The organism is Flavobacterium sp. 20NA77.7 (assembly GCF_031326205.1).
GTDB lineage: Bacteria > Bacteroidota > Bacteroidia > Flavobacteriales > Flavobacteriaceae > Flavobacterium > Flavobacterium nakdongensis.
This window is the reverse complement of sequence record NZ_CP133721.1, coordinates 486,983-502,155: the sequence shown is the minus strand read 5'-3', so window position 1 is coordinate 502,155 and position 15,173 is coordinate 486,983. Positions and strand designations below refer to the sequence as shown.

General features: G+C 35.4%; 3 protein-coding genes. All 3 read left to right on the top strand.

Translation table 11 applies throughout. The features are described 5' to 3' along the window. Positions 1 to 51: 51 nt before the first annotated feature. The 3 genes from RF683_RS02185 to RF683_RS02175 all read left to right on the top strand — a co-directional run bounded on the left by RF683_RS02185 (position 52) and on the right by RF683_RS02175 (position 15,173). Positions 52 to 2,907 carry a two-component regulator propeller domain-containing protein gene (locus tag RF683_RS02185; protein ID WP_309532590.1) on the top strand — a complete coding sequence of 952 codons (2,856 nt, stop codon included), beginning with the start codon at positions 52 to 54 and terminating at the stop codon, positions 2,905 to 2,907. A gap of 4 nt (positions 2,908 to 2,911) precedes the next feature. Continuing rightward, positions 2,912 to 3,544, top strand: coding sequence for a response regulator transcription factor (locus RF683_RS02180; RefSeq protein WP_309532589.1), 633 nt, complete (start codon positions 2,912 to 2,914; stop codon positions 3,542 to 3,544). 145 nt (positions 3,545 to 3,689) lie between these two features. Next, the gene (locus RF683_RS02175) at positions 3,690 to 15,173 is read left to right on the top strand and encodes a PKD-like domain-containing protein (RefSeq protein WP_309532588.1); all 11,484 of its coding nucleotides are present in this window, start codon (positions 3,690 to 3,692) and stop codon (positions 15,171 to 15,173) included.

Here is a 15,173-nt window from a genome sequence, read left to right as displayed (position 1 = left end):
ATTATTTATAAAAATTATTTTATTACTTTTACCTTACTATTACTACAAAAAATGAGATTTTTTAAACTTTTTATTATTGCCTTTTTTTTAAACTCATCCTTCTCTTATGGTCAAAAAAGAGAATCTATTCTCTACACTATTGAAAACGGATTAAATGCCAACGGCGTAAATGATATTATTAAAGATAAAGAAGGTAATTTTTGGCTAGGAACCGATGTAGGTTTGAAAAAATTTGATGGTATTAATTTTATTGATATAAAAATAAAAAATCCTTCGTTTAACAAGAGAAGCATTAGAAAATTAATTTTATTTAATAATGCACTTTATATCATATACAATGAAAAAGGCTGTATTTCCTTGAATCTATCTAATTTTGAATACACCTTAATTTCTACTGAAAATGTAGACGATATATATCTTAAGAAAGATACTACGTATTTATTAACCTCTCGTAACACCGTTAAAATCATCAAAAATGGAAAAACACAAATCAGAAAAATTCCATTATTGAATGACAAGATAAATACCAAAGTAAACATTGGAAGCATTAGTTACAACAAATACTTATATGTATCCGTACCAAACACAGGTATATTTATATATAAGAATAATGAGTTCAAAAAAATTTCAAACCAACAGTCTTATCCAGGAGGCTACAAAGAAAGATTTGACATCTCTAACACTAATTTATATTACATAGGATTAAGCTACCCTTATACAATCAAAGAAGATAAAATTTCTAAAATTTCTGTTCCAAAAAACCTAAACAGAACGGTGGTAAGTGATATACAATTTATTTCTAATAATGAATACTATTATATATTAGGAAATAAAAAATTAATTCATTTTAAAGCTGGGGAGCTAAACGAAATTGAATACACTAATGACAAGAACATTGAACTAAGAAAAATTCAAATTTCTAACAGAAATTTAATCTATATTGCCACAAATAAAGGTCTTATAGAAATAACCATTCCAAATGCTATTTTAGAAAACCTCACAAATGACTACCCTGTATCTAGTGAATATTTTAGAGTGCGACGAAAGATACTAGAAGAGGGAAACCAACTTTTTTTGTTTGGAAATCCCGCAATAGTAAAATATGATTTTAAAAAATTTAATGTTTTACCAGGTCCCGCTACTTCAATTTATGATGCCATAAAAACAGAAAATGGGTATTATGCTGCAACAGAAGGAAAAGGACTATTGTTTTATGACAATAAATTACTAAAATTCAAAAAAATTAAACTGAGTGCCGAAGAAAAATATGACTACAGTTTATATTGTGCCTTATACTATGACAAAGACGAAGACTTAATTTACGTAGGAGGATATGAGTATGTGTGTTACTTTAAAAATGGAACAAATAAGCAATATTATATTAGAAATCCCTTTCCTAACAACATGACAAAAGTTATTGTCAAAGATAAAGTCAATAAAAGATTACTAATTGGGACAGATAACGGCGTATATATAGTAGATTGTAAAACACATAAAATTATCAAAAATTTATCTTATGAGAAATCCTTAACAGGTTCAATAGTTGGAGACATTTGTATAGACTATAGTAGAAATTTAGCCTGGATTGGTCATGATAAAGGTATGGATGTACTTGACTTAAAAACCTACAAAAGAAAACGGCATGTTTCCCTAAACTTTTTTTCCAATCCAAAAGTTGCATCCATTCAAATAGATAATAACAATAAAATTTGGACTAGTACGTTTAGTGGAATTAGCGGTTATGACTACGAAAACAACGTTTTCATTCGACTTCAAAAAAACAACGGGTTAATTAATGAAGAATTTAATTTCAAATCGGGAGCTAAATTAAACAATGGCAAACTTATTTTTGGAGGATTAAACGGCTATGACATTATTAATCCAAAAAAAATTCCTTTCAATTCGTTCAAGAAAAATGGCGTAATATCTGGTATTCATTTATTTACAAATAAGGATACATTGTTTTCAAAATTTGAAAAAAACAGAGAATTTAGCTATGATGAAAATAATTATTTTTCAAGAGTTTATTTAACTACAACAAAAAACATTAATCCTTCAAAATCTAACTTTGAATACAAAATAAATAATGGTCCTTGGATAAATCTAAAAGGACGAGGCTATTTTGACTTAGTCGGATTATCACATAATTATTATAAAATTAACATTAGAGGATTTGATGAATATGGTCGCCTAATTACATTTGACGATTTAAAAGTAATAGTTACTCAAAAATTTTATAAATCCACAAATTTTAGCATACTCATTTTTATTTTAGTAATCTTTTTAGTTACATACGTTGCTATTCTTAACATAAAGAAAAACAAAGCTAAAAATGCTATTTATGAGCAAATATCAATGGATTTACATGATGAAATAGGCACTATTTTATCTAGAACTACTTTATTGACAAAATCACAAAACGAAATCAATTCAGAAACACGTAAACAAATTATAGAATATTTAAATGAGGCTAATTTTGGTTTACGAATTTATATAAACACTATCAATGCAGGCAAAAAACCAATTATTGAATTGTATGATGAAACAAATGAAGTGTATCAAAAATCTTTATCGATAAAAAATATTACATTTACAGCTGATTTTAAAGGAAATAAAAAACAAGAAATATTATCTGGGCTTTATAGAGATGTAAAACTCTGCTTGTATGAAATTTCAAATAACATCATAAAACATTCCAACGCAACCGAAGTATCACTATCAATTACTGAAAACAATAAAAATTTGTATATTAGCGTCACCGAAAATGGTACTAATTTTGATTTTGACAATACTTCTGGAAATGGATTAGGCAATATTAAAAAAAGAACCAAAAGAAATAATGGAGATGTTTTTGTCGAAAAAACAGAAACTAATTTCAAAATAACACTCTATTTTAAAATTTATTAAAACTATGGATTATAAAGTTATAGTAATTGAAGATGATGCTGTATTTGCAAAACTTCAAGTGAATGCAGTAAACAATTTAGAAGGATTTATTTGCGAAGAATATTATCTAAATCCAATAGAGTTTTTAAATGCAAAATCGAAACCAGACATCATTCTCCTTGACTTAGTAATGCCTGAAATGAATGGCCTAGATGCAATTATTCCAATTTTAGACAAACATCCTAATGTAGCTATAGTTATTAATTCTATAAAGGATGAAACAGATGTAATTTTATCTGCATTAAAGCAAGGTGCCGTTGGCTACATCGACAAGCAGAACTTTTTTGAATATCTAGAAGAAGTATTAGCATCTGTAAGTAATGGCGGTGCTTTTATGACGCCAAAAATTGCTAGAAAAGTATTCGATTTTTTCCAAAAACAAAAAAATCATCTAGAGAGTTTAACCAAAAGAGAAACAGATGTTGCAAATGGAATTATTGATGGACTTTCATATAAATTAATTGCTACTCGACATAATATTTCCCTTGATACTGTTCGAATGAATATCAGAAGTATTTATAAAAAATTAAAAATTAATAGTAAATCAGAATTAATTTCCTTAGTATCAGGAACAAAGACTCAAAAACCTAATTTATAATTTTCTCATAAACAGAAATTTTATTTCCTAACTTTTTCTCAGATTATTTTCTTAATTTTGTGAGGAAAATTAGTGTTAAGTAGTAAGACGAATGTTTTTACTTAATTATTGTTTTCATGCATTTCCCTAAAACAATAATTTTTTAATGAAAATAAAAACTAGTAAAATTAATAAACTGATTGTTAATCGTTTGTTATGGTTTTTTGTGATGTATAATCTTGGAACTTATACATCAGAGGCTTATAACTCTGAATCAGTAAACCATCTCCTTTCAAAAAAAAATAATTTAGTAGCAGTTAGTTTTACCACTAATCCCGCTGCAATAGGTGGTACCATAACTATTTGTCAAGGTCAAGCAATTACGTATACAAACACATCAACGGGCGTAGGCACTAACCCAACATACGCTTGGTCTTTCCCTGGAGGAACTACTACATCTTCAACTTCAGTAGGTCCGCATACTATTACCTACAATACTCCTGGAAATTTTACTACTACATTAACTATTGGTGGTTCGAGTAGTAGTGTAAATGTGGTGGTATTAAATAGTCCTGCTAGTGTTGCTGTTATTCAACTAGTGGATGGGAATTTTTGGGGAGCATCTACATTTAACGGCAACCAATATTTTACTTATTGTTCAGGTGATGCAAACACAAATGGAGGACTTTTTTCATTTACAACGAATTCGACCAATACCACTTCAACAACACAACATATTTTCAATTGGGGAGATAGTCAAAGTGACACGTATACAGGAGCAAATCTTCCCGAAACGTTTCATTTTTATCAAAATTCAGGTACATACACCTTAACTTATACCATTACTAACCCGTCGGGGTGTACAACAATAAAAAATTACAATATATACGTAGGAGCTAGTCCAACTGCTACAATAAACCCAGGAGGTATTCCTGTGCTTTGTTCGCCCGGAAGTGTAACCTATAATATTTTACCGGGAGCTCAAAATAGTCCAAATACTACTTATACCTTTCAAGTAAATGATGGTAGTCCCCCAGTAGTTTTTAACCATCCGCCGCCTGCAAGTTATACACATAATTACACTACAACTTCTTGTGGTATAAATTCAACCATAAATGGAACGCTTTATCCAAATTCATTTCAAGCATCAATAACAGTTTCTAACCCTTGTGGAACTACGAGTAGTGCATTTGGTCCTATTAATATTCAAACTCCACCAGATGCTAACTTCACAAGAACCCCAAGTGCAAATACAATTTGCAAGGGCACTATTGTTGTTTTCAATGACACCACAACCGGCGGCTCTAATATTGGTGGAGCACCAACGTACACCTGTACAAGTAATTATAGAAAATATTGGACTGTTGTAGGGCCTTCAGGAAATATTCCTGTAACTACTTCTGGGACATTAATTGCTAATCCCTTTATTTCTGCTAGCGAAAACTTTGGTTACAATAATGGTCAACCAAATAATTCAGGTGCGTGGTTACCAACTACTGCTGGTCAATTAAACGTGACCTTTAATACGCCTGGAACTTACACAATAACACTTTACACAGGCTCCAACACTTGTGGAATTACATCTGAAACACAAACCATCTGTGTTAACCCTGAAGTTATTGCTGATTTTACATTAAGTCCAACAACAGGGTGTGCGCCTACAACCGTAGCTTTAGATAATTTATCAAGTTTACCAGGATGCTCAAATACAAATGTTTATAGTTGGCAAGTAACACATACTAATCCTGAAAGCTGTCCTAACGCTACCAATCCAGGTTGGAGTTTTACCTCAGGAACTTCCTCTTCATTTGAACCGGAAATTACATTTACAAGTGCAGGTATTTATACCGTACAACTAACCACATCTTTACAAAGCGCTGTGGCTGGACCCTTGTGTCAACCTAATGTAAAAACACGAACCATAACTATTAAAGACAAACCTAGAACTACACTAACTACACAAACTATTTGTGAAGGAACTACTTTAACCTTAAATCCAACCGTTTTTAATTGCTATGCTACGCAAGCGGTTACCTATTTATGGGATTTTGGTAGTACACCTCCTACCTCTATTTCTAGTACAACATCTAGTAGTCCCATAGTTACTTTTGCTACAGCCGGCACTTATAACTATACTTTGACACTAACCAATGAATGTGGTAGTAATACGTTTTCCAGCAGTATTATGGTTAATCCAGCAGTGCAAATTACAGCATCTGGACCTAGTGCTACTTGTTTAAACACAGGTATTCCATTAACCGGTTCAATTTCTGGTGGCGCAACTACTGGAACTTGGACGGCTTCAATTACAGGGGGAACATTTTCGCCAAATGCAACAGCTTTATCTCCTACCTATACACCTCCAATAAATTATACAGGAACAATAACTTTTACATTGACCTCTGCTGATCCTGCAGGTCCTTGCCCTTTCAAAACAATTTCATTTCCAGTAGTTGTTAATGCTCAAGCCACCGCAGAAGCGGGCACATACAATCCTGTTTGTCAAAATAGCTCCTTACAATTAAATGGAATTGTAGGCGGAGCGGCTTCAACGGGAAGTTGGACATCTTCAAATGGTGGTACATTTTCCGATGTCAATAGTTTAACAAGTACTTATACTCCCCCTGCTGGATTTATAGGAACTATTGTTTTAACACTGACTACAAATGACCCTCCAGGACCTTGTAATCCAGAAACAGACACTGTAACTATAACTGTTATTCCTACTCCAACAATAAATGTTATTTCTGATGTTGTGGTTTGTCATAATGGAAGTGTGGGACCTATTTCATTTTCTGGCACCAATGCAACAAATTATTCTTGGACAAATAGTAATCCTACAATCGGACTTATAGCTTCTGGAACTACCACTATAAACTTTACAGGCACTAATACTGGAACAAGTCCAATTACTGGAACCATTACAGTAACACCATTTAATACTAGTGGAGCTACTTCATGCCCTGGTACACCAATAACGTTTACAATTACAGTAAATCCAAAAGGACAAGTAAATACAATTCCAGGACAGGTGGTATGTAATGGTGATTCTGTTACCATTGCTGATTTTACAACGATAAATACAGGCGGAACCACCACTTACAATTGGTCTAGTACAAATACAGCTATTGGTTTAGTAGCTTCAGGAAATGGAAATATTGGTTCATTTACAGCAACAAACACAAGTACAGCTCCAATATCTTCAAGTATTACAGTTACGCCTACTTTTACAAATGGTAATGTAAGTTGTGTAGGTATCTCTAAATCATTTACAATTACTGTAAATCCAACTGCACAAGTAACTCAACCAAACAACTTTGTATTTTGTGCAGGAACAGCATCAACAGCTATTACCTTTTCAACCCTAAATACAATTGGAACTACTACTTATAATTGGACTAATGACACAACTGGAATTGGTTTAGCCTCCTCAGGAACAGGAAATATTCCAATTTTTACTCCTATAAATAATACTACTAGCCCAATAACAGCAACTATAACAGTCACACCTACTTTTGCGAATGGAGGAACAAACTGTATTGGCCCCGCTAAAATATTTACAATAACTATCAATCCGAAAGGCCAAGTAAATACTGTTCCAAATAGTACATTTTGTAATGGCGATACGGTTTCTGCAATTTTATTTTCAACGAATAACACAGGAGGAACAACAACTTACAATTGGACAAATAACACATCTTCAATAGGATTAGCAGCATCGGGAACTGGCAATTTACCCTCATTTACGGCTATAAATAATGGCACTGCTCCTGTGACTGCTACTATTACTGTAACGCCTACTTTTGCTAATACAACTAATTGTGCTGGAACATCTACAACTTTTACTATACTTGTCAATCCTTCTGCAAGAGTAAGTACTGTAACGAATAAAACTGTATGTAATGGTGGAACATTAGCTGCAATTAATTTTACAACTACAAATACTGGTGGAAGTACAACTTATACCTGGACCAATGATATGCCAAGTATTGGATTAGCCGCATCGGGAACTGGAAACATCAGTGCCTTTACAGCTATAAATACGGGAACAAGTCCAGTAATTGCTACTATTACTGTAACGCCAAGTTATACTAACAACAGTATAACTTGTACAGGCGCAACAACAACATTTTCAATTACTGTAAACCCCACTGGACAAGTAAATCCAATTTCTAATCAAGTTTTATGTAACGGAACAAGCACGACAGCCGTTACATTTTCAACTAATACTACAGGAGGAAGTACTATTTATAACTGGACAAATTCAAACCCGGCTATTGGTTTAGCAACTTCGGGTTCTGGAACTATCAATGCGTTCAATGTAACTAACACAACTCCTAATCCAATTACCGCTACCATAACAGTTATTCCTTCGTTTTCAAACGGATCACCTGCTTGTCCTGGCTCATCACAATCATTTACCATAACGGTAAATCCTAGCCCTGCGGTAAGCTTCTCGCCTGCTAATCAAACCATTTGCTCAGGGGATACTTCGGCTTTAGTCAATTTAAGTAGTACTACTTCTGGTGCAACATTCTCTTGGACAGCTGTGCAACCTACAGGAATTACAGGGGTAACAACTTCAGGAACCAATACCATTCCTGCTCAAACTTTAGTAAATACTACGAATGCACCAATAACCATCACATACGCAGCTATAGCTTCAACTAACGATGCTTCCGCTTGTGCAGGAAGTATATATAATTACACTATTACTGTAAAACCGAGACCAAGCATTACGGAAAGTTTTACTAACGCTATTTGTAGTGGCGGTACGTTTTCAATAACACCAGCTAATTCAACCTTAAATAGCATTCCTACCGGAACTACTTATTCTTGGAGTGCACCTATCGTTACAGGTGGGATTACTGGTGCTGCTGCGGGGGTTAATCAAACAACTATTGGTGGAACACTTGTTAACCCAACTAATGTAGTACAAACGGCTACCTATACCGTTACTCCTAGCTTCAATGGTTGTTCAGGAAGTACTTTTACCGTTGTTATTAGCGTGAACCCTAAACCAGTTATTGCTAATGTAACACATCCTGCTATTTGTTCAGAAACAGCTTTCTCTGTAACGCCAGCTAATAGCGGAGCTACTATTGTACCTGCTGGAACAACTTATACCTGGACTATTAGTACAAATGCAAATATCACAGGAGCAAGTGCTTCTACTACTGCTGGAATTAGTACCATTAGCCAAATACTTACCAATACATCGAATACACCTCAAACCATAACTTATACCGTTACACCAACTTCAGGTGATACTGGTAATTGTGTGGGAAGTACTTTTACAATAACCGTAGTGGTAAGTCCAAAACCAACTATTTTAGCTACTACTCCAACTATTTGTTCGGGAACTGCTTTTACAGTAACACCAACTAACGGTAGTGGTAACATTGTACCAAGCGGTACAACCTATACCTGGACAACACCTGTAAGCAATCCTTTAGGGGCTATAACAGGTGGAACAAGTCAAGCAACAGGTGTAGCAACTATTAGCCAAACACTAAGCAATACTACAACAGCACCTGCTACCTTAGAGTATACTGTTACACCAACTTCTGGTGTTTGTGCTGGAACACCTTTTACCATTACAGTAACGGTAAATCCAACACCAACTACATTAGGACTTACCAATCAAACCTATTGTAATGCAGTACCAACTACTGAAATTGTATTAACCAATGGAGTCGCTGGAACTACATACACTTGGACTAATTCCAATCCAGCTATAGGCTTAGTAGCTTCTGGAACTGGAAATATTCCTGTGTTTACACCAACAAATAGCACAACAGCACCTATTACTGCAACAATATCAGTTATTGCAACAGCTAATGGATGTGCAAGAACAGCTGAAACTTTTACTATAACTATAAATCCTAGCCCTGCGATAAGCTTCTCGCCTGCTAATCAAACCATTTGCTCAGGGGATACTTCGGCTTTAGTCAATTTAAGTAGTACTACTTCTGGTGCAACATTCTCTTGGACAGCTATGCAACCAACTGGAATTACAGGGGTAACAACTTCAGGAACCAATACCATTCCTGCTCAAACTTTAGTAAATACTACGAATGCACCAATAACCATAACATACGCAGCTATAGCTTCAACTAACGATGCTTCCGCTTGTGCAGGAAGTATATATAATTACACTATTACTGTAAAACCGAGACCAAGCATTACGGAAAGTTTTACTAACGCTATTTGTAGTGGCGGTACGTTTTCAATAACACCAGCTAATTCAACCTTAAATAGCATTCCTACAGGAACTACTTATTCTTGGAGTGCACCTATCGTTACAGGTGGGATTACTGGAGGGGCTGCTGGGGTTAATCAAACAACTATTGGTGGAACACTTGTTAACCCAACTAATGTAGTACAAACGGCTACCTATACCGTTACTCCTAGCTTCAATGGTTGTTCAGGAAGTACTTTTACCGTTGTTATTAGCGTGAACCCTAAACCAGTTATTGCTAATGTAACACATCCTGCTATTTGTTCAGAAACAGCTTTCTCTGTAACGCCAGCTAATAGCGGAGCTACTATTGTACCTGCTGGAACAACTTATACCTGGACTATTAGTACAAATGCAAATATCACAGGAGCAAGTGCTTCTACTACTGCTGGAATTAGTACCATTAGCCAAATACTTACCAATACATCGAATACACCTCAAACCATAACTTATACCGTTACACCAACTTCAGGTGATACTGGTAATTGTGTGGGAAGTACTTTTACAATAACCGTAGTGGTAAGTCCAAAACCAACTATTTTAGCTACTACTCCAACTATTTGTTCGGGAACTGCTTTTACAGTAACACCAACTAACGGTAGTGGTAACATTGTACCAAGCGGTACAACCTATACCTGGACAACACCTGTAAGCAATCCTTTAGGGGCTATAACAGGTGGAACAAGTCAAGCAACAGGTGTAGCAACTATTAGCCAAACACTAAGCAATACTACAACAGCACCTGCTACCTTAGAGTATACTGTTACACCAACTTCTGGTGTTTGTGCTGGAACACCTTTTACCATTACAGTAACGGTAAATCCAACACCAACTACATTAGGACTTACCAATCAAACCTATTGTAATGCAGTACCAACTACTGAAATTGTATTAACCAATGGAGTCGCTGGAACTACATACACTTGGACTAATTCCAATCCAGCTATAGGCTTAGTAGCTTCTGGAACTGGAAATATTCCTGTGTTTACACCAACAAATAGCACAACAGCACCTATTACTGCAACAATATCAGTTATTGCAACAGCTAATGGATGTGCAAGAACAGCTGAAACTTTTACTATAACTATAAATCCTAGCCCTGCGATAAGCTTCTCGCCTGCTAATCAAACCATTTGCTCAGGGGATACTTCGGCTTTAGTCAATTTAAGTAGTACTACTTCTGGTGCAACATTCTCTTGGACAGCTATGCAACCAACTGGAATTACAGGGGTAACAACTTCAGGAACCAATACCATTCCTGCTCAAACTTTAGTAAATACTACGAATGCACCAATAACCATAACATACGCAGCTATAGCTTCAACTAACGATGCTTCCGCTTGTGCAGGAAGTATATATAATTACACTATTACTGTAAAACCGAGACCAAGCATTACGGAAAGTTTTACTAACGCTATTTGTAGTGGCGGTACGTTTTCAATAACACCAGCTAATTCAACCTTAAATAGCATTCCTACAGGAACTACTTATTCTTGGAGTGCACCTATCGTTACAGGTGGGATTACTGGAGGGGCTGCTGGGGTTAATCAAACAACTATTGGTGGAACACTTGTTAACCCAACTAATGTAGTACAAACGGCTACCTATACCGTTACTCCTAGCTTCAATGGTTGTTCAGGAAGTACTTTTACCGTTGTTATTAGCGTGAACCCTAAACCAGTTATTGCTAATGTAACACATCCTGCTATTTGTTCAGAAACAGCTTTCTCTGTAACGCCAGCTAATAGCGGAGCTACTATTGTACCTGCTGGAACAACTTATACCTGGACTATTAGTACAAATGCAAATATCACAGGAGCAAGTGCTTCTACTACTGCTGGAATTAGTACCATTAGCCAAATACTTACCAATACATCGAATACACCTCAAACCATAACTTATACCGTTACACCAACTTCAGGTGATACTGGTAATTGTGTGGGAAGTACTTTTACAATAACCGTAGTGGTAAGTCCAAAACCAACTATTTTAGCTACTACTCCAACTATTTGTTCGGGAACTGCTTTTACAGTAACACCAACTAACGGTAGTGGTAACATTGTACCAAGCGGTACAACCTATACCTGGACAACACCTGTAAGCAATCCTTTAGGGGCTATAACAGGTGGAACAAGTCAAGCAACAGGTGTAGCAACTATTAGCCAAACACTAAGCAATACTACAACAGCACCTGCTACCTTAGAGTATACTGTTACACCAACTTCTGGTGTTTGTGCTGGAACACCTTTTACTATTACAGTAACCGTTAATCCAACACCAACTACATTAGGACTTACCAATCAAACCTATTGTAATGCAGTACCAACTACTGAAATTGTATTAACCAATGGAGTCGCTGGAACTACATACACTTGGACAAACTCCAATCCAGCTATAGGCTTAGTAGCTTCTGGAACTGGAAATATTCCTGTGTTTACACCAACAAATAGCACAACAGCACCTATTACTGCAACAATATCAGTTATTGCAACAGCTAATGGATGTGCAAGAACAGCTGAAACTTTTACTATAACTATAAATCCTAGCCCTGCGATAAGCTTCTCACCTACCAATCAAACCATTTGTTCAGGAGATACTTCTGCTCTAGTCAATTTAAGTAGTACCACTTCTGGTGCAACATTCTCTTGGACAGCTGTGCAACCTACAGGAATTACAGGAGTAACAACTTCAGGAACCAGTACCATTCCTGCTCAAACTTTAGTAAATACTACGAATGCACCAATAACCATAACATACGCAGCTGTAGCGGCAACTAACGATGCTTCTGCCTGTGCAGGTAGTATATACAATTACACCATTACTGTAAAACCGAGACCTGCAATTGAAAACCAATCGTTTGTAATTTGTAGCGAACAAGGATTTACTGTTGCACCTATAAACGGCACTCCAAATGCAAGTACCATTGTACCAGCAGGAACAACCTATACTTGGACGATAAGTACAAATACGAATATTTCAGGAGCAAGTGCGGGTTCAGGCAATCAGATTAGTCAAGTATTAACTAATTTAAGTAGCTCAATACAAACGCTAATTTATACCGTAACACCAACAGCTGGAAGTTGTGTAGGTACACCATTTACAATCACAATTGATGTATATCCAAAACCAGATGTACTTTTCAATTTGGCCAATCAAATTATTTGTAACAATACAGCAACAAGTCAAGTAACTTTATCATCTTCATTGCCTGGTAACATAACTTTTGCCTGGACAGCTTCTATTCCTCCAGGAATTAGTGGTGCAATTGCTTCGGGAACGAATACCATTCCTGTACAAACTTTAGTCAATTCAACCAATGCACCATTAACAATTACCTATACTGCTGCCGCAACTTTCACAAATAATGGCAACTCGTGTACTGGAAATAATACTTTTTATACTATTACGGTTAATCCTACATTTACAGCTTCAGGTGTCATGTCTAACTATAATGGTTATAACGTGAGTGTATTTGGTGCTAATGATGGAACAATTAATTTAACGGTTGCTGGTGGTTCCGGAACCTATACCTATAATTGGGTAGGACCTAACGGATTTACTGCTACCTCCGAAGACTTAACAGGTTTATTTGCCGGAACGTATACTGTAACTATAAATGATGGCTATTGTGCACCTATTGTACTAACATTTACGCTTACGCAACCTCCTGAACTTTTAGTACAACAAGATCCTGCATTAACTATTAATTTAATTTGTTTTGGTAATTCAAATGGGGCAATAGGTATTCAAATCACGCAAGAATCCATTAGTCCATATGATTATACATTATTGAACAGCTCAAATGTAATCGTTCAAACCATTACAAACTCCACCAATTTAAATCCTCAATTTACAGGATTAGTAGCAGGAACCTATTCTGTTTTAGTAACCGATGCTAATGGCGGAACCAAAACAGTAACTGGTTTAGTAGTATCGCAACCTAATGATATTGTCATTACACCTACGATAACTGAAATTACTTGTTATGGCGCTAACAATGCCTCTATTTTATTAAACGTTACGGGCGGTACAGCACCTTATCAAGCTAATTGGAGTAATCTAGCTACTGGGTTCTATCAAAACAATTTAGCTGCAGGAAGTTATACTATAATTATAACAGATGCTAATGGTTGTACCAAACCTATTACCATAGTAATTCAAGAAGCACCTATTTTTACTATAAATCCGGTGGTAACAAACATCTCATGTTATGGAGCAAACAATGGAAGCATCAATTTAAATTTAATTGGCGGACAAGCACCTGTAACACTAACATGGAGTGATGGTAGTACATCGGGAACGGTACGAAATAATTTAGGCCCGGGAACCTATACCGTTTTAATTTCTGATGGAACACCTTGTTACATAAATAGGACTTTTATAATTGTTGAACCTCAACCATTAATAGTAAACGCAACTGTACAAAATGCGTTAGACTGTTTAAATCCAAATAGCGGAGCCATTAATTTAATAGTTTCTGGAGGAACACCTCCATTTACGTATTCTTGGTCAAATGGAGCAATAACAGAAGATTTAACAAACATAACTAACGGAAATTATTCGGTTATAGTTACTGATAGTAGAGGCTGTATAAAAACGGCTTCTTATTCCGTTTCAAGACCTTTGCCATTAACGCTCATTTTGGATCAAAACACTCAAGTGAATTGTACGACTCGTACAGTAATTAACTTGTTTGAAGCTCATGTAACAGGTGGTGTGCCTCCGTTTACCATAAATTGGTCAAGCGGAACAGTTTCTGGAGCCAATAATCAATTCATGACAACTACATCAAATGGTCTAATTACTGTAACAATAACAGATGCTATTGGCTGTACAACCTCACAAAGCGTTACTATTACAAACCCAATAATTGGCAATGCTGGCTTTACCCAAAATTCATTCGCCTTTACGACTTATGGGACATACTCAATAAATGACCCTATTCAATTTACCAATACAGCGACGGGCAATTTTGTAAGTGTCGCTTGGAATTTCGGTGATGGAATCTATTCAACTGAAGAAAATCCTACACATATTTACACGGCAGAAGGCAGTTATGTTGTAACACAAACTGTCACTTATCCTTTAGGTTGTGTATTTACACATATCATTACACTTCATATAAATAAAGGCTATAAATTAATGATGCCAAGTGGTTTTACGGCAAATCAAGATGGAATTAACGATACTTTTGGACCTGTATTTGAAGGTTTAAAAAATATTAAAATGTCTATTTATGACACCTGGGGCAATTTAATTTATTCTGAAAACGGTGATACATTAATTGGCTGGAATGGAACCATAAATGGCATACCTGCTGAAAACGGAAACTATTATTATAAAGTTTCTGGTGTTACTTTTTATGGAGAAATAATTTATGAAAACGGCCCATTTGTACTTATAAAATAA